The following is a 17,241-nucleotide window of genomic DNA, read 5'->3' as shown; positions in this document are numbered from 1 at the left end:
TTCAATGTTCGAATGTGTGTCTGACATCCACATGGTCCCCCGGCGAGGCCGGGGGACCATGCAGCAGGATCAGTTCTTGGTCACGAAACGGAACTTGAACTGGTTGTCAGCACGCTGGACCAGGTCGATGTTGTCAGCGACGCCCCATGCCAGCCCCTGCTGGTGCAGCGGGATGTAATAGACGTTGTCGTGACTGATCTTGTAGGTCTCGGCAATCAGCGTGTTCCGCTTTTCCGGATCGATTTCCACGAGGATCTCGTCCGAGAGCCGGTCGATTGTCTCGTCGCAGAAGCCGCCGATATTGAAAGGCGAGCCCTTGCCGGCTTCGTCGCGGCAGTTCATCAGGTTGTCGAGAATGCTCCAGCTGTCGAGCGAACCGGGAGTCCAGCCGAGCAGATAGAAGGATGTGTCGAACCCGCCGGAAGCCAGGATCTTGGCGAAGTATTTTGCCTTTGGCTGGGCGTTGAGATCCACCGTCACGCCAATCTTTGCCAGCATGGAGGCAACGGCCTGGCAGATGGCCTCATCGTTGACATAGCGGTCGTTGGGGCAATCCATGCCGGTGGAAAAGCCGTCCGGATACCCGGCCTCCGCCAGAAGCGCCTTGGCTGCCTCCGGATCGTAGGGGTAGCGCTCGAAGTCGCCGGCCTTGTCGAACAGGAACGGCGAGATCATGATGGCGGACGGCGTTGCCAGGTCACGCATCACTTTCCGTTTGATGCCTTCGATGTCGATCGCCTGGTAGAAGGCCTTGCGGACCCTGGCGTCCTTGAACGGGTTCTTGCCCTTCACATCCGAATAGAGCAGTTCGTCACGGGTCTGGTCCATGCCAAGGAAGATCGTGCGCAGCTCGGGTCCGGTCAGGGCCACGGTGCCGGCATTGTCGTTGACGCGTTTGATGTCCTGAACCGGGATCGGATAGACCATATCCAGTTCGCCTGACAAGAGCGCGGCGACGCGGGTGGCGTCCGACCCGATCGGCGTGAACTCGACCGTGTCGAGATTGTGGGTCGCCGTGTCCCACCAGGTGTCGTTCTTCTCGTAGACGGTCTTCACACCGGCTTCATGACTTGCGACTTTGAACGGACCGGTGCCGTTGGCATGCAGCGCGGCATGGTTCGGCGTGGTGTCCGAGGCGGAGGTGACTTGTACCGCGTCGTTTTCGGTCGTCCACTCCTTGTCCATGATGTAGAACGTGTCCCACTCGTAGTGCAGGATCGGGTTCGGGCCCTCGAGAACGAAATCGACGGTGTAGTCATCGACGATCTCCACCTTGGCGCCCGCCGGCACGCGGGTGCTCAGATCGGACCCTTCGGAGCGCACGCGCTCGGCCGAGAACGCCACGTCCTCGGCGGTAAAGTCGCTGCCATTGTGGAATTTCACGCCCTTGCGCAAATGGAAACGCCAGCGATTCGGATCGACGACCTCCCAGCGCTCCGCCAGGCCCGGTTCGATGGCGAGATCGGCGCCGCGCCGGACCAGACCTTCATAGGTATTGCCGAGCGAGGACAGGGTGAAAGTCTCGTTGAGACTGTAGGGATCCAGCGCGTTCAGCGTGCCCTGGAAGGCGAATTTGAGTGTCTCTGCCTGCACAGCCGACACTGTTCCCGTCGCCACAAGTGCGGCGGCTACCAAAATTCTTGTGTTTTTCATCGTCCCCTCGTATTCCGGTTTCCGGAAGCAACCCATGGTTCTGCAGACCCTGTCCGGGGCCATGACGCCATGATGTCGAATTGAACTATGACACCGTAACCGTTTGGGTTCAAACCCGTTCAACCGGCAATTCGCGACATTCCCTTGAGCAGCCTGTCCAGAAATGCGGCACACCGGTCCAACTGGTCGAGGGCGATGAATTCGTCCGGCTGGTGGGCCTGGTCGATGGATCCCGGACCGCAGACGACGGTCGACAGGCCGTGCGACTGAAAAAGGCCGCCTTCCGTGGCATAGACAACGACATGGCGCCCGTTGTCGCCGGTCAGGCGCCGCGCGATCGGTTCGGCCAGGCCCTCGGCTTCCTCCTCCAGCCCCGGGACGTTCGCCAGTTCGCTGATGTCTATCCTGCAATTCTCGGAGACGGCCTTGAGGCCAGGCAGGACATTGTCCTCGATGAACGCCCGATATGCGGCGACCCAGTCCGAGGCGCTGTCTCCGGGCAACTGGCGAATGTCGGTGACGAATTCGCAGTGCTGCGCGGTGATGTTGTGGGCCTGTCCTCCGGAAATGGTTCCGCAATGCAGCGTGGTGTAAGGCGGCTCGAAGGGACAGTCCGGATCGGCCTTTGCCCTGTTCTCGGCGGTCCTGGCATCCAGCCAGCCGATCAGCTTCGCCGCGACTGAGATCGCCGAGACACCCCGGTGCAGCTGGCTGGAATGAACCGGATGGCCGGTGATGCTGGTCCTGAGAACGACGATGCCCTTGTGTCCGGTGACCACTTTCATGAGCGTCGGCTCGCCCACGATCACGGTCGCGGGCCGCGGCCCCTGCTTCAGCATTTCAGGGATGAGGCGCCGGGCGCCGTCACAACCGGTTTCCTCGTCATAGGAGAGCGCGATATGGACCGGCACCTGGAGGTCGGCGCCGAGAAAATCCGGCACCTTGGCCAGAACCGTTGCGGCAAATCCTTTCATGTCTGCGGCCCCCCGGCCGTAGAGCCGGCCGTTGTCCGCCCACGCGGTGAACGGATCGTGCGACCAGTTCTGGCCGGCCACCGGCACGACATCGGTATGCGCCGACAGGACGGTGCCGCCGTCCGCATCGGGACCGATCCGCGCATGCAGGGCGGCTTTCTGGCCCGTCGGATCCGGCACCCGCCGCGACGGCACACCCCAACCGGCGAGATAGTCTTCGACAAAGGCGATCAGAGCGAGGTTGCTTTGGTCGGACACGGTGTTGAAGGAGATCAGTTTCTCCAGCATTTCACGGGGGGTATAGGTGCGGCTCACAGGTCCTCCGGCGGTTTCACGTTGGATTTGCCCCCGGGCGGCGCGGCGCCTCCCGGAGGGGATCGGTTCAAGGTGTCAGGGAAGTGGCGGATCCGGCAGCGTTCGATGCTGCGGGAAGAACGAGCCCGTCCAGGCTGTGGACCGCGAGTATCCGCAAGGGCCTTTCCTTGCCGCGAACCTTGATCTCGGCGGCCTTTGCGTCGTCGATCACCGCCTGTGCGGCGTCAACCACATCGCTGGAAACCACCAGAAAACTGTCATGGGACTTGTTCTCCGTTTCAAGCCGGCTGGCGGTATTGACCACATCGCCGAGCGCGGTCAGGCCGCCGCGGCTGCCTTCCGTGCCCGCGGCGCCGATCCGCCCGAGAATGGCCGGGCCGAGATGCAGTCCGATACCCAGCCGGATCGGATCCTTGAACTGCGGTCCTTTTTCCGCGTCGAGTGCCTTCATGACGGCCTCGATACGGCGGCAGGCAGCCAGGGCCTGCCGCGCGCCGGTCGTCACGTTGCTGTCCATGCCGAAGATGGCCATGATGCCGTCGCCGATAAACTTGTCGACATAGCCACCTTCGGCGCGGATGGCGTTCGAAGCCTGGTCCAGATAGCTGTTCAGAAGATGGACAACGTCATAGGCAAGCTGGGACTCGGTGATGCCGGTGAAATTGCGCAGGTCCACGAACATCACCACCACATCCTGCTCGACACCCCAGTAATAGGCGTCTTTCAGGTGCTCGCCGGCGGCGCTGCTGGCCTTGACCGGCACCAGCGGCTGTACGGTGAGGCTGTGTTCCGGCCGAAGCTGGCAGGCCAGGCGCACATCGTTGCCGGCACCGATGCGGGCCAGCACAGCGGCCTCGGCCGCGCCGGGGGCAGCAAGCGATCCGCCATCTTTGAGCACCTTGACCCTGCAGGTGGAACAACGGGCCCGCCCGCCGCACACGGAAGCGACGGGCACCTCGTTCATGCGGCTGATTTCCAGAAGCGTGGGGCCCGGCTGGGCCTTGACGGCAAGTCCGCCCGGGTAGGTAATGGTCAGGCTCCGGGCGCGCAGGCCGAGCAGATACCGGATCAGGATCGCCAGCAGAGTGACCGCGATCAGGCCAAATACGACAGCGCGGGCCTGAAGCACCACGTCACCGGACCAGAGCATCTGTTCCGGCGTGATCCTGACGGCGATGTCCCGGGTCAGGGCGAGCCGCCGGGCGGCTTCGATCCAGCCCCAGAGCGCGAGCACGGGAACCGCCAGAGCGAAGGCCGCCGCCGCCGTTTTCAGGCGGTGATAGAGCGGATAGAGCCGCAGCCAGAAATGCAGGCCGATCATGGCGTGGATCCAGACCACCAGCAAAAGCACGGACTGGTTGACGCCCAGGTTCGGCCAGAGAATCGTCAGCATCTGCTCGTAGGTGGGCGAGAAGCCGAACTCCTTCGCCAGACCCATTGTGGCGGTCACATGCGGGATCAGCAGCCACGGAATATAAAGCCCGAGCGCCAGCTGGCCGAATTCCCAGCGGGACATCCTGAGGGTCCGCCGCCGGCCCGTGCGCCACAGGGCCAGCCCCGCATGTGTGAGCGCCGCGGTGATGAGAATGACTTCTCCCGGCAGGCTGCGCCATATGGCGTAGTGCCAGATCGAGGCGCGATCCATCGCTTCGAAGGAAATTACGCCAAGCGCATGGTTGGAAAAATGGCTGAGACAGAAGACAAACAGCGTCAGACCGCTCACCAGGCGCAGGCGCTGGCGCCAGTTGCCCTGTCCGATCGTGCCTTTGCGCACCTTGTTTCTTCCGGCTTCGCCTGACGTTGGTCCGCCAGACCCGGTCTTGTCAGACACGGTTTTCCCCGGCACGTTTTCAGCCATGTGTTCACCAACCTCCGGTGCGGCCGCCGGCCAGTTGGCCGTCCGGGACATCCTGCACCACTTCAAACGCGGCATGTCGCGGAGGTCAAGCCGCTTCAGCGCCCGGTTTTCCCCAAATCCGTTTTTTGCCGCAAACGGCCTTGAAACCGGAGCGCGGATCGGCACAGTCCCGCTTGGCACCAAACAGATGGAGGACCCCCATGAAAGTCTACGGGATACGAAATTGCGACACGGTCAAAAAAGCCCGGAAATTCCTCGAGGAAGCCGGCATTCCCTATGAGTTTCACGATTACAAGAAAGATGGCGTCGACGGCGACAGGCTTGCCGCGATTGTCGATGAGTTTGGCTGGGATGCGGTCCTGAACAAGCGCGGCACCACCTGGCGGCGCCTCGACGAAGCCACGCAGGACGGCGTCACGGATGCCAGCAGCGCGCTCGACGTGATGATCGACAATCCCTCCGTCATCAGGCGCCCCATCGTCGAGGGCGCCGTCAAGAACTTCATCGGCTTCGACCCGGTCGCCTGGGAAATGGCGCTGGAACTGGGCGAACTGAAATAGCCGGTTACCAGGTTCGCCGCGGACCGGTGTCGATGTGGTAATGGCCGGAGGAATAGTGCTTGTAGCCGCCGACGGCCTTTTGGGACTTCAGGTAGGCGAGAACGGAGGACGGGTTGCCGCGCACGGAAAAATCCACTGCCTGGCAGTTGAGGTGGTAGGAATCCTTGGCACCGCCCTTCCACCAGTTCTCCAGCCACCATCGCTTGGTCGAGTGCACGGTCACCTTGCCGTATCGCTTGGCAACCCGGTTGAGCACCTTCTTCAGTTTGCGCGGCACACACCAGGCCGTGTCGTCGTAATCGATCGAATTATGCGATGCGGTCACCCAGCCCATGCCGGTGACGCCGGCCACCGTGCCGCAGCCGGCAAGTGCGGCGGTCAGTCCGAGAAACAGGATCCAGGCGATGAGACGCTGACGCATGACGGGCAAGCCTTGGTGGTAACGGAGTGCGGTGGTGTCCCCCCGGTCCAAGGCTCCGGCAATTTGATTAAAATTGTAATGAAAAACGTGGTTAACGTGGCTTAGAAACAAATGTTTCAGAAGTGAGTTATTTCTGTTACAAATGATGCAGGCCAGTGCGGATCGCAAGCGCCACCAATCGGGTTGTCATCGTCATGTCTCACGTTTTTCCGCGCCACACCAAAGCATCGCTTCCTGCCGCCGTTTCGGGTGATGGATGTTATATTATTGATAAGTCGGGGAAAAAATACTTCGATGGATCTGGCGGGGCAGCGGTCTCCTGCCTGGGCCACTCCGACCCGGACGTGATCCGGGCCATCAAGGACCAGGTCGACAGGATCGCCTTCGCCCATACCGGCTTTTTCACGTCCGATCCGGCGGAGGAACTGGCTGATCTGTTGATCGGGCAGGCGCCCGGAGCGCTCGACCGGGTTTATTTCGTGTCCGGCGGTTCGGAAGCGATGGAAGCCGCCCTGAAACTGGCGCGTCAGTATTTCCTTGAAAAGGGGGAGGCTTCCCGGCATCGGGTCATCGCCCGGCGGCAGAGCTATCACGGCAACACGCTTGGCGCGCTTGCGGCCGGCGGCAACCAGTGGCGGCGCGAGCCGTTCTCGCCGCTGATGATCGAAACCTCCCATATAGCGCCCTGCTACGAATATCGCGGCCGCCGTGCGGACGAGTCGGCCTTTGACTACGGCCAGCGGGTCGCGAACGAACTGGAAACGGAAATCGAGCGTCTCGGCCCGGAAAACGTCATGGCGTTCATCGCGGAGCCCGTCGTCGGAGCGACATCGGGTGCGGTTCCTCCCGTCGAAGGGTATTTCAAGCGGATCAGGCAGATCTGCGACCAGTACGGTGTGCTGTTGATTCTGGACGAGGTGATGTGCGGCATGGGGCGCACGGGCACCCTGTTTGCCTGCGATCAGGACGGTGTCGCTCCGGATATCCTGTGCATCGCCAAGGGCCTGGGTGCCGGTTATCAGCCGATCGGGGCCATGTTGTGCACCTCCGGCATCTATCAGGCCATCGAGTCCGGCTCCGGCTTTTTCCAGCATGGCCACACCTATATCGGTCACCCGACCGCCTGCGCGGCGGCGCTCGCCGTGTTCAAGAAACTGACAGGTGGGGTCGTGGATCGGGTTGCCCCCATGGGCGCCGCGCTGCAGGCCGCGCTCACCGATGCCTTCGGCCAGCATCCCCATGTCGGAGATATCCGCGGTCGCGGGCTGTTCCGGGGCATCGAGATCGTCGAGGACCGGGAAAGCCGGGCGCCTTTCGACCCGGCCCGGGGCATCGGCAAGGCGCTCAAGAAGGCCGCTTTCGAGGCCGGCCTGATCTGCTATCCGATGTCCGGGACCATCGATGGCGTGAGCGGCGACCACGTTCTGCTGGCACCGCCCTTCATTCTGGAGGACGCCCATATCGGCGAAATCACGGACAAGCTGGACGTGGCCTTCCGGAAGGTGCTCTGAAACATGGCGGATCGCGACGATCTTCCGCTACTGCCCCTGATCATGACCGCGCCCAACGGCGCCCGCCGGACCAAGGCGGATCATCCTGCCTTGCCGATGACCATTCGCGAAACCGTCGAGGACGCGCGCGCCTGTTTCGCCGCAGGAGCGGGCGCGCTGCATGCCCATGTGCGCGACACCGCCGGTGCCCATGTCCTGGATGCCGGCCTCTACCGTGAGCTCTTGTCGCAAATGCGGGCCGCGGTGCCGCAAATGCAGGTTCAGGTCACCACGGAAGCTGTTGGAAGATACAGCCCGGAACAACAGCGTGCTCTGGTTCGTGCGCTTGATCCCGAGGCGGTCTCGGTTGCGGTCCGCGAAATGGTCCCGGACGGGGAAACGCAAGCCGCCCGGGGTTTCTACGAGGAGTGTTTGAACCGGAAATGCGCGGTCCAGCACATCGTCTACAGCGATGCGGATCTGGAGCGGTTTTTCGATCTCGCCGAAACGGGGGTCATTCCGGGACAGCGGCACCAGTTGTTGTTCGTCCTTGGAAGGCACGCGGCGGACCAGCAGAGCGCGCCAAATGATCTGGAGCCGTTTCTGGAGACGCTGGCCGGGCGCCGCGGTGCTCTGGCGGTCGACTGGGCCGTCTGCGCCTTTGGAAACCGGGAAACGGACTGCCTGGTCGAAGCGGTCCGTCGGGGCGGCAAGGCCCGGATCGGATTTGAAAACGGCCTTCGCAACAGGGACGGCCGGATTGCAGAAGACAATGCCGGCCGGGTCCGTGATCTGGTATTGGCATTGAAAGCGGAAAACCTGATACCTGCCTGAGCTGCCCGGGCCGGTCTCGGCATGACAACAGGGCCAGCACGGGGTGGATGCCCCACAGGTTTGGAGACGGGAAGATCATGCCGGAAAGCCAATTTGTTCTGACGCTGTCCTGTGCGGACAGACCGGGGATCGTCGCGGCTGTGACGACGGAACTGGCCGATTTCGGCGCCAATATTGCTGAGAGCGACCAGTTCTGGGACCGGGTCACCAACCAGTTTTTCCTGCGGATCGCGATCCTCGCCCCGGAGGGCGTCACCCTGGAGAGCGTTCAAAAGGCGCTCGACCCGGTGATCACGCGCTTCGACATGAAGGCGAAGCTGGTCGACACCGCCCGGCGGCCGAAGGTGGTCGTCATGGTGTCGAAGTTCGACCACGCGATGCTGCACCTGCTCTATCAGATCCGCGTCGGCTGGATGGATGCCGAGGTCGTGGCCATCGTCTCCAACCATCCCGAATGCCGGCGTACAGCCGAGCATGAAGGCATCGCCTACTACCATTGGCCGGTCACGCGTGAGACAAAGGCCGAGCAGGAGGACAAGCTCCTCAAGCTGGTCAAGGAAACCGGCGCCGATCTCGTCGTGCTCGCCCGCTACATGCAGGTCCTGTCCGACAATCTTTCAAAGCGCCTGTTCGGCAAGGTGATCAACATTCACCACTCCTTCCTGCCCAGCTTCAAGGGCGCCAAGCCCTATCACCAGGCCCATGCGCGCGGCGTCAAGATGATCGGTGCGACGGCGCATTACGTGACCCCGGATCTCGATGAAGGGCCGATCATCGAACAGGACGCCGAACGAGTCAGCCATGCGCTCTCCGCCGACGATTTCGTCGCCCGTGGCCGCGACATTGAATCGCGCGTTCTGGCGCGGGCGGTGAAATATCATCTGGAGAACCGGGTGATGATCGTCGGCAACAAGACCATCGTGTTCACGCCCTGACCGTCAGGCCTCTCGGACTGCGGCTGTTTTCGGCGCGTGGACAGGCATTCCGTCCCGCTTCAGTTCGCTGTGGACCCAGTCGCGGAACAGCCTGACCTTGCGGCTGGTCCGGTTCGCGGGCGGATAGCTCAGGTACCAGCTTTCGTCCGCGACCGTGCACGTCAGCTCGAAAGGCTGGACGAGCTGTCCCGTTTCCAGGGCAGTCTTGCAGAAATACGGCGTCAGGATTGCGACCCCCTGACCGGCGATCGCTCTGTTGGCTTCCAGCGCCTGGGCGCCCAGGCGTGAATTCGGATAACAGCTCAGATCCACATCCGGCATGCCGGCGGCCCGGAACCAAAGGTCCCACCACGGGTCCAGCGGATCGACGAGCGGCAGCTTCAGGAGGTCTTCCGGCGTGCGGATTCCGCCGGCGGTCTCCAGCAGGGACGGGCTGAGCATCGGCGAGAAATCCGCCCGGACGATTTCATAGGAGATCCAGGTCTTCGGGGGCGCCTTGCAGGCGGAAACCGCGATATCGCAGGCGTCGAATTCCGGAGTCGCGTTCTGACCGTAGGGCAGAATGCGAACCGCGAGGTCCGGGTTCTGCATCTGGAAATGCACCAGACGGTTCGCCAGCCAGTTGACCGCGAAGGTGGTGTTGCTGGAAACGACCAGCTGGCCCGCGTTCTTCTCGGCAACATCCTCGAAGACACTGCGCAGATCGGAAAACGCCTCGATGACCCGGGCGGCAAGATGCGCGCCGTGATCCGTCAACTCGATCCTGCGTGCCTTGCGGATGAACAGCGGAAAACCGAGCCGCTCTTCCAGCAGCTTGATCTGGTAGCTGACGGCCGCCTGGGTCAGGCCGAGTTCCTCACCCGCCTGGGTAAAACTCAGATGACGGCTTGCGGCCTCGAAGGCGCGCACGGCGGAAAGTGGCGGCAGATTGGATGACATGCATAAGCCTCGCTTATGCATTGCTAGCCAGCTTTTGTTGGTAAGGCAAGCGGTCCCGATCGATATGTATCTCCTGAAACCTGAGGAGACAGACCAATGTCCGATTCCGAACTGAGCGCGTCAGGAAAGCGCATTGAAACCGCAAGATCTCGCTCTTTCCTGAAAGAGTTTATCCGGATCCTCTCCGCGGTCTGGAACGCGCGCGGACGCAGGCGCCTGGCTGTGGCCGAGCTGCCCCCGGAACTGCTGCGCGACATCGGCCTGGAGCAGGGCTCCCGCCATATTCCGTCACTGGAACAGAAATGGCACCTGGAACTGCAACGGCAATCGGACCGGCGCTGAGCATCAGATCAACAGCGACCAGGCCGTCGCGCCGAGCATGGCGGCGGCCATCGCCACCGTGATGGCCCGCATCAGGGGGCCGTCGCCGACCAGCGCGAGGATCGAGACGCCGGCCAGGGCCCACAGCGAGTGGAACACCAGTCCTCCGAGGGTAAATCCGGCAATCAGGATCAGGGCATTTTCGTGGATGCCGAGGCCGTTGCCCGCCAGAAAGGTCGAAAAGGCCACCAGGTTCATGGCCCATGTCTTGGGACTGAGCGGGTGGATCAGCAGACCTTCCCGGAAACTCGGCAGGGCGACCGTCCCCTTCGGCTTCACGCTCAGCGACACGATCCGCCAGGCGAGATAGGTCATGTAGGCCATGCTCAGTATCTTGAATCCGGTAACGACCGGTCCGCCCGCGGACAGGACATGTCCAAGGCCATAGGCGACGCAGAGCTTGAGCGGCAAGGATCCGAGCTGCGAGGCCAGGATCACCGGCAAGGCGGTGCGGTACCCGGCCGATGCGCCTATGGCCAGAAAGGTCAGGTTACCGGGGCCGGGCGTGCCGGTCATGATGACCACGAACACCGCGAAGGCGAATAGGGTGGCGGCGTCCATGGGCGGTCTCCGGGCGGTCGGGAAGATAGATACAATAGGTACAAAATGCGTGTCTTCAGGCAATGTCTTGAAATATTGTATCAGTCAATGATAACATTGTTCTCATGACAATGTGGATCCCGACCATCGCGGCCGATGCCGGACCGATCTATCTGGCGATTGCGGACGCGCTGGAGGCGGATATCGGGTCCGGGACGCTGGCCCAGGGCGACAGGCTGCCGCCGCAGCGGGAACTCGCCTACCAGCTTGGCGTCACGCTGGGCACCGTCACGCGTGCCTATGGCGAGGCGGAACGGCGCCGGCTGGTCAGGGGAGAGACAGGCCGGGGCACATATGTGGCCTCTCGCACGCGCGTGGTCTCGCCGCTGATCCCGCAGGAAGACGCGCCCGAGGGCTGCGACCTTGCGCGCAATTTTGCCTATCCGCATCTCAATCCGAGCCTGGGCGAAGGGCTCACGCGCATGGCGGGGACCGCCGGCATCGACCGGCTCAACGGCTTCGTGCCGTCCGAGGGCCTGAGGGCTCACCGCGAGACCGGCGTCCTGGTCTTCAAGGACTACGGACTGGACGCGGATCCGGCCCGTGTGGCCGTCACCTGCGGCGCGCAGCACGGCATACAGGTCACCTGCCAGGCCCTGTTCCGCAGCGGTGACGCGATCGCGGTCGACCGGTTCACCTATCCGTCCATTTTCACGTCGCTGGCGGGCCTCGGGTTGAAAGCCGTGCCCGTGCCCGCCCTCACCCGCGAGGACGGCGGATTCGGCGCTATGGATCCTGAGGCCCTTGCCCGTGCTGCCGGCAGCCATGGGATCAAGGGCGTGTTCCTGATGCCGAACATGCAGAACCCGACGACGCACACCATGTCGGTCGGCGAGCGTCTCGATCTGGTCGAGGTCGCGCGCCGGTTCGATCTCAGGATCGTCGAGGATGACCCTTACACCCCGTTTCTGCCCGAAACACTGCCGGCATTCGGGGCGCTGGCGCCGGAACGCACCGCATCCATCGCCAGCATTTCCAAGGTCTGTTCACCGGGCAGCCGGATCGGGTTTGTCCATGTGCCGGCGCCCCTCGAGGACAGTATTCGCGACAAGATCGGCGAAAGCACGTGGATGGCCTCGCCGATCACCGCTGAGCTGATCGCCGGCTGGGTGCGCGAGGGGCATCTGTTCAGGACCCTGCGTCTCAAGCGCAAGGCCAACCGCCAGCGCTTCCTGAGCGCGCGCGAGCTGCTCGCGCCGCATGGGCTTCAGGGCGACGTCAACAAGGTGTTCGGCTGGCTGCGCCTGCCCGGCACCGTCGATCCCGATGCGCTTCAGACCGCCCTCGGGCATCAGGGCGTGTCCGTCCTGTCGTCGCGCTATTTCCAGGCCATGAACCAGGCCCCGGCGCCCTATCTGCGCCTGACCTTCGGCTCTGAACCGTCCGACGAGCGTTTCCGGTGGGCGCTTCAGCGCATCAGGGCGACCATTGGCCAATTGGCCGAGTTTCCCCAGCTCACGCGGCCGGTAGGCTAAGGCGCTTTGACAAGATCCGCGTTCCGGCCGATAAGCGGCGCGCGGCTCAAAGACCGGAGCACGGCGTTCGGGTCATGATCGACACTCTTTGGTACAAGATGGCATTCTGGCCCAAAAAGAACACTCAGGACAGGCCGCGTGTTTGCGATCCGGACGCCCGGCCCTATGCGGTCTTCGAGGCGACAGGCCTTGAAATCGGTGGCAAGCGGATCCTGCAGGACCTCACCGTGTCGCTGTCTGAGGACAGGATCGGCGTGATCGGCCTCAACGGGTCGGGAAAAAGCTCCTTCGTCCGGCTTCTGAACGGGTTGCGCTGCCCGAGCGAAGGCGCGCTCACCCTGTTCGGGGCTCCGGCCGCGGAGGCCGAGATGGAGCTGCCCCGTCATGTCGGCTTCGTGTTCCAGAACCCCGACCATCAGGTCATCTTTCCCACGGTCGAGGAGGAAATCGCCTTCGGCCTGACGCAGCTCGGTGCCGGCAAGGCTGAAAGCCGCGACCGGGCGCGTGCCTTTCTGGCCCGGCACGGCTGCGAGGCACTGGCCGGCAGACCGGTGACGGAACTCTCCGAGGGCCAGAAGCAGCTGATCTGCATCCTTGCGGTACTGGTGATGGAGCCGCGCCTTCTGGTTCTGGACGAGCCGATGACCAGCCTCGATGCGCTGGCGGCGCGCCGCATCCGCGACAAGATCCTGTCCCTGCCGCAGAAGATCGTCATGGTCAGCCATGACCTCGATCATTTCGAAGGTTTCGACCGGCTGCTCTGGCTGGAACAGGGCAGGCTGCGCATGGCGGGCGATCCGCAGGAGGTCCTGGCGGCCTACCGGCGCGACATCGCCCTCAGGCTGGCCGGGGACACGGAGGTCGCCGCATTATGATGTCCGTCTACCTGCAGGGTGACAGCTGGGCCCACCGTCTTCCGGCCGGCGTGAAGCTGCTGGCCGTTGCCCTGGCCAGCCTGGCGTTGTTCCAGGTCACCTCCCCCTGGGTGTTCCTGGCCTGTCTTTCCGCCGTTCTCCTGTGTTACGCCTCTCTCGGCCGCGCGGGGCTCGCGCAATTCGGACTGGTGCGCGCCCTGAGTTTTTTCATCGTGCTGCTGCTGCTGATGCACTGGTACTCCGGCACGCTGCAGGAGGGGATGCTGGCCGTGTTGAGGTTGCTCACCATGGTCCTGGCAGCGAATTTCATATCGGTCACCACGCGCATGGATGACATGATGGCGGCTGTCGAACCCCTGTTCCGCCCGCTCGCGCTCCTTGGTGTTTCACCGCGCAAACCCGCACTCGGTGTCACTCTGGTGCTGCGGTTCGCGCCTTACATGCTTGTGGTCTACGGCAAGCTGCGGGAAGCGTGGCAGGCACGCACGGGCTCCAGGAATTCCTGGCGTCTGCTGGCACCTTTCGCGATCCAGTCGCTGTGCATGTCCGATCACGTGGCGGAAGCGCTGAAGGCGCGGGGCGGGTCCGAGGGTCTCTCTGGCGGCCGTTCTGGCGAGTAGCGCGAAGGCATGCCGGGTCTGGAAATTGCCAGGAAAGTGGTCTAGGTCACGGAAACAGAAGATGCAGCTCCCTGGCACGGGACTGTGGTACACTCACGCAAAGCGGCAGCGCTCTTGCGAATGAAAACAAGGTAAAACAGAACATGGCTGACCGGTCACTTGTGCACATTGCATTCTATGCGGCGATTATCGCGGTTCTCGGACTTGTTCCGGCAATTTACCTGCCCTGGACAGGATCGGTGCCGATCACGGCGCAAACCCTGGGCATCATGCTGGCGGGCATCATGCTCGGTCCGGTGCGCGGCGCATTGGCCGTTCTTCTGTTCCTGTTCGTCGTTGCCCTCGGGGCGCCCTTCCTGGCCGGTGGGCGCGGCGGCATCGGCTGGTTCTATTCCACGACCGGCGGCTTCCTGGTCGGCTTTCCGGTGGGAGCGTTTGTCGCCGGACTGGTGATGCAGGCCACACGAGGACTGAGTGTGCTGATCTCGGCGGCGATGGCCGCGGCGATCGGCGGCATTCTCGTCATCTATGCCTTTGGCGTACCGGGCATGGCCTATTGGGGCAACATGTCTCTTGCGAAGGCCGCGACGATTGCCAGCGGCTTCATTCCAGGCGACCTGATCAAGGTCGTTCTGGCGGCACTGATCGCGCAGACCATCGCGCGGGGCCTGCCAAGCGCGATGGTCTCGCGGAACTGATCCCGAGGCCGGGAAGGCCGCCGTCCGATGGCGTTCGTTGGCGACAGCCTTGATGTGTTCGCCGAAAGGCGTCCGGATCGGCAGGCCCTGAGCTGCGGCCCGGACACGCTGTCCTGGCGGGACCTCGTCGACAGGATCGAAGCGCTTGAATGCTGGCTCCGGCCCCTGGCGCCACGCGGCGGGCGCTTCGCCCTGTGCCTGCGAAATCCCGCGTCGCTGCTCCTGTGTTTCCTCGCCTGTGCCCGGTCCGGCCGCATTGCAGTGGTCCTGGATCCGCAGTGGCCCGCCGATCAGGCCGCCGCCGTCCTGAAGGCGGTTGCCCCGGATGTCGTCATCGACGAGACGGTGTTTGCCAATATTCCGGACAACGCCCTGCGGCCGGAACCGGTCCCGAACCCTGACCGGGACACGCCGCCGCGGGAAGACGAGAGCTTCTATGCCGGCTTCACCTCCGGCTCAAGCGGTCTGCCCAAGGGCTATCTGCGCAGCCACGGCTCCTGGCTTGAAAGTTTTCGCCTGTCGGAATCCGCCTTTGCCATTCCAGGCGACAGCCGGATCGTCCTGCCGGGCCAGCTGACCCATTCCCTGCATCTCTACGGCGCCGTCTGCGGACTGGCGGCCGGGCAGGAAGTCGTCTTGATGCCGCGCTTTGATCCGCGTGCGGTGCTCGGGGAGCTTGGCCGGTCCGGATCCGTGCTCTATGCCACGCCCACCCAGCTGCATTATCTCGCCGTGGCCGCCCGGCGCGGGGGTCCCGTCACCACCGTTGCGCGGGTTTTCAGCAGCGGCGCCAAATGGGGCGATGCAGACCGGCGGGCGCTGGACGCGGTTTTCCCCGAGGCGCAGCTGTATGAATTTTACGGCGCCTCCGAAACCAGCTTTGTCACCATTGCCGGGCCCGGCGACAGCGTGCCCGACGGGTCGGTCGGCCGGGCGGCGGAAGGCGTGGACATCGCCATCGGCGATCCGCGCCGACCGGCACCGCCAGGGCGGAGCGGGCCGGTCTGGGTGCGCAGTGGCCTGCTGTTTTCGGGCTATATCTGCGGCACGGCGCCGGACACCCGCCGCCAGGACGGCTGGCTCACCGTCGGCGATCACGGGTTTCTCGATCAGGACGGATTTCTGTTTCTGACCGGGCGTGGAAGCCGGATGCTGGTCAGTTCAGGGGTCAATGTCTTTCCCGAAGAGATCGAGAACGTGCTGTGCGGCCATCCCGCCGTCGCGGCCGCCGTCGTGGCAGGCCTGCCCGATCCGGTGCGCGGCGAACGGCTTGAGGCGGTTGTCGTTCTCAGCGCCCCCCTGGAGCGGGCGGACGAGGTGCTGATGCGGGCCTGCAAGGACGCTCTGGCTCCGGGCAAACACCCCAGGCGGGTCCATCTGCGCGCCTCCCTGCCGATGACGGCGGGGGGCAAGCCGGATGTCCGCAGGATTGTCGAGGACCTCCTGGCAGGGGAAAAGACATCGTGACCGGAGACCAAAGGGCTGTGATCGTGGCCGCACGGCGGACGGCCGTTGCGCCGCGCGGTGGCGCGCTCGCCCGATTTCAGGCGGACGAACTGGCCGCGCCGGTGCTGCGCCGGCTCCTGGACGATGCCGGCATCGCGGCGGACCGCATCGACAATGTCATCCTGGGCAATGCGCTCTACGGCGGTGGCAATCCTGCGCGGCTCGCAGCTTTGCGCGCCGGCCTTTCCCCCACCATCCCGGCTCTGACCCTGGACACGCAATGTTGCTCGGGTCTGGATGCGATCGTCATGGCGGCCCGGCTGATCGGGGCAGGGGCCGCCGACTGCGTGCTTGCCGGGGGCATGGAGAGCTTCAGCCGCGCGCCGGTGCGCATGCATCGGTCGCAGGTGCCTGGCGAACCGCCGGTGGCCTATGACCGGCCCGCGTTTGCCCCGCCGCCCTTTGCAGATCCGGACCTGGCACAGGCGGCCGCGCTTCTGGCGGCCGACCGTGGTCTGTCGCGCCAGGCGCAGGTGGACTTCGCCGTCGCCTCCCACAGGAAGGCGGTCGCGGCCCGGGCCATTCTGAAGACACGGCTGATCACCGATGGCGGCCGTTTGCAGGACGCCGACAGTTTCACCCGCGATCTGTCTCGGGCAACGGCGCTGCGGGCGCCGATACTGGCGGGCCCGGAAGAGACAGGTCTCAGCGCGGCCACAATCGCATGCGAAGCGGACGGAGCCGCGGCGGTGCTTGTCCTGTCGCAAAGGGCATTTGCGGGCTTCGGCGGTCCGGGTCTGGAGATACTGGCGGCCGGCAGTGCCGGCGGAGATCCGGAAGCGCCGGCCCTCGCGCCGGTCGCGGCCGGGCGCAGGCTGATGAAGGCCGCGAACGTCGCACCGTCTGATCTGGCCGCGACCGAAATCATGGAAGCCTATGCCGTGCAGGCGATGGTGAACGCCGGGGATCTGGCAATCGAACCGTCCGGTCTCAACGGGATGGGCGGCGGCCTGGCACGGGGACATCCAATCGGGGCGTCGGGCGCCATTCTGGCGGTAAACCTGTTCGACCGGATGCTAAGCCGGGAAAACGTTGCGGCAGCTGCCCGATCCCGAGGCATGGCGTTGATTGCGGCAGCCGGCGGACTGGCCTCCGGACTGGTGGTCG

At 64.1% G+C, this 17,241-nt stretch carries 17 protein-coding genes (1 of these 17 running past the window's edge); 11 read left to right on the top strand and 6 right to left on the bottom strand.

What is annotated here, in order from left to right; genetic code table 11:
- Nucleotides 1-69: 69 nt before the first annotated feature.
- From AC0VX3_RS01015 to AC0VX3_RS01005, 3 genes are all read right to left on the bottom strand, one after another.
- The gene (locus AC0VX3_RS01015) at nucleotides 70-1,653 is read right to left on the bottom strand and encodes an ABC transporter substrate-binding protein (RefSeq protein WP_475523171.1); all 1,584 of its coding nucleotides are present in this window, start codon (nucleotides 1,651-1,653) and stop codon (nucleotides 70-72) included.
- 119 nt (nucleotides 1,654-1,772) lie between these two features.
- Nucleotides 1,773-2,942 (bottom strand): acetylornithine deacetylase, encoded by a 1,170-nt coding sequence (argE, locus tag AC0VX3_RS01010; protein WP_475523170.1) that lies wholly within the window; start codon nucleotides 2,940-2,942, stop codon nucleotides 1,773-1,775.
- A 67-nt stretch (nucleotides 2,943-3,009) separates the two neighbouring features.
- On the bottom strand, nucleotides 3,010-4,773 hold the full coding sequence (locus AC0VX3_RS01005; RefSeq protein WP_475523169.1) for an adenylate/guanylate cyclase domain-containing protein: 1,764 nt from the start codon (nucleotides 4,771-4,773) through the stop codon (nucleotides 3,010-3,012).
- A gap of 227 nt (nucleotides 4,774-5,000) precedes the next feature.
- On the opposite strand from AC0VX3_RS01005, the gene AC0VX3_RS01000 reads away from it, so the two are divergent.
- The gene (locus AC0VX3_RS01000; protein ID WP_475523168.1) at nucleotides 5,001-5,360 is read left to right on the top strand and encodes an ArsC family reductase; all 360 of its coding nucleotides are present in this window, start codon (nucleotides 5,001-5,003) and stop codon (nucleotides 5,358-5,360) included.
- 4 nt (nucleotides 5,361-5,364) lie between these two features.
- On the opposite strand, the gene AC0VX3_RS00995 is transcribed toward AC0VX3_RS01000, so the two are convergent.
- Nucleotides 5,365-5,781, bottom strand: coding sequence for a YcbK family protein (locus AC0VX3_RS00995; RefSeq protein WP_475523167.1), 417 nt, complete (start codon nucleotides 5,779-5,781; stop codon nucleotides 5,365-5,367).
- Between the two features lie 194 nt (nucleotides 5,782-5,975).
- On the opposite strand from AC0VX3_RS00995, the gene AC0VX3_RS00990 reads away from it, so the two are divergent.
- The 3 genes from AC0VX3_RS00990 (at nucleotide 5,976) to purU (ending at nucleotide 9,040) form a co-directional block, all read left to right on the top strand.
- Entirely contained in the window at nucleotides 5,976-7,292 is a 1,317-nt protein-coding gene (locus tag AC0VX3_RS00990) for an aspartate aminotransferase family protein (RefSeq protein WP_475525114.1), read from the top strand.
- Nucleotides 7,293-7,295: 3 nt separating this feature from the next.
- A complete protein-coding gene (locus tag AC0VX3_RS00985) occupies nucleotides 7,296-8,105 on the top strand; it encodes a 3-keto-5-aminohexanoate cleavage protein (protein WP_475523165.1) in 810 nt (269 codons plus the stop codon).
- A 77-nt stretch (nucleotides 8,106-8,182) separates the two neighbouring features.
- The gene (gene purU, locus AC0VX3_RS00980; protein WP_342893220.1) at nucleotides 8,183-9,040 is read left to right on the top strand and encodes a formyltetrahydrofolate deformylase; all 858 of its coding nucleotides are present in this window, start codon (nucleotides 8,183-8,185) and stop codon (nucleotides 9,038-9,040) included.
- 3 nt (nucleotides 9,041-9,043) lie between these two features.
- Here the strand turns inward: purU and AC0VX3_RS00975 are convergent, their stop codons facing one another.
- The gene (locus AC0VX3_RS00975; RefSeq protein ID WP_475523164.1) at nucleotides 9,044-9,979 is read right to left on the bottom strand and encodes a LysR family transcriptional regulator; all 936 of its coding nucleotides are present in this window, start codon (nucleotides 9,977-9,979) and stop codon (nucleotides 9,044-9,046) included.
- 96 nt (nucleotides 9,980-10,075) lie between these two features.
- Here AC0VX3_RS00975 and AC0VX3_RS00970 point away from each other — a divergent pair, with 96 nt between their 5' ends.
- Complete coding sequence (locus tag AC0VX3_RS00970) at nucleotides 10,076-10,321, top strand: hypothetical protein (protein ID WP_475523163.1); 246 nt, start codon at nucleotides 10,076-10,078, stop codon at nucleotides 10,319-10,321.
- Between the two features lie 3 nt (nucleotides 10,322-10,324).
- On the opposite strand, the gene AC0VX3_RS00965 is transcribed toward AC0VX3_RS00970, so the two are convergent.
- Nucleotides 10,325-10,921 (bottom strand): LysE family translocator, encoded by a 597-nt coding sequence (locus AC0VX3_RS00965; RefSeq protein ID WP_342893217.1) that lies wholly within the window; start codon nucleotides 10,919-10,921, stop codon nucleotides 10,325-10,327.
- A 104-nt stretch (nucleotides 10,922-11,025) separates the two neighbouring features.
- On the opposite strand from AC0VX3_RS00965, the gene AC0VX3_RS00960 reads away from it, so the two are divergent.
- The 6 genes from AC0VX3_RS00960 to AC0VX3_RS00935 form a co-directional block, all read left to right on the top strand.
- Nucleotides 11,026-12,435: an aminotransferase-like domain-containing protein gene (locus AC0VX3_RS00960; protein WP_475523162.1), complete on the top strand. Its 1,410-nt coding sequence runs from the start codon at nucleotides 11,026-11,028 to the stop codon at nucleotides 12,433-12,435.
- 74 nt (nucleotides 12,436-12,509) lie between these two features.
- Nucleotides 12,510-13,310, top strand: coding sequence for an energy-coupling factor ABC transporter ATP-binding protein (locus AC0VX3_RS00955; protein WP_475523161.1), 801 nt, complete (start codon nucleotides 12,510-12,512; stop codon nucleotides 13,308-13,310).
- A complete protein-coding gene (locus tag AC0VX3_RS00950; RefSeq protein WP_475523160.1) occupies nucleotides 13,307-13,930 on the top strand; it encodes an energy-coupling factor transporter transmembrane component T family protein in 624 nt (207 codons plus the stop codon). The genes AC0VX3_RS00955 and AC0VX3_RS00950 overlap by 4 nt, the downstream gene beginning before the upstream one ends.
- Nucleotides 13,931-14,073: 143 nt before the next feature.
- A complete protein-coding gene (locus AC0VX3_RS00945; protein WP_475523159.1) occupies nucleotides 14,074-14,628 on the top strand; it encodes a biotin transporter BioY in 555 nt (184 codons plus the stop codon).
- A 27-nt stretch (nucleotides 14,629-14,655) separates the two neighbouring features.
- A complete protein-coding gene (locus AC0VX3_RS00940; protein ID WP_475523158.1) occupies nucleotides 14,656-16,095 on the top strand; it encodes an AMP-binding protein in 1,440 nt (479 codons plus the stop codon).
- Nucleotides 16,092-17,241 carry the 5' portion of a thiolase family protein gene (locus AC0VX3_RS00935; RefSeq protein ID WP_475523157.1) on the top strand. It continues 26 nt past the right edge of the window, so the window shows 1,150 of its 1,176 coding nt (coding positions 1-1,150); it begins with the start codon at nucleotides 16,092-16,094; the stop codon falls past the right edge of the window. The genes AC0VX3_RS00940 and AC0VX3_RS00935 overlap by 4 nt, the downstream gene beginning before the upstream one ends.

It is taken from the genome of Roseibium sp. QJM3NY_11 (assembly GCF_056173175.1).
The sequence above is the reverse complement of the archived record's forward strand: the minus strand, read 5'-3'. Positions and strand labels throughout refer to the sequence as shown.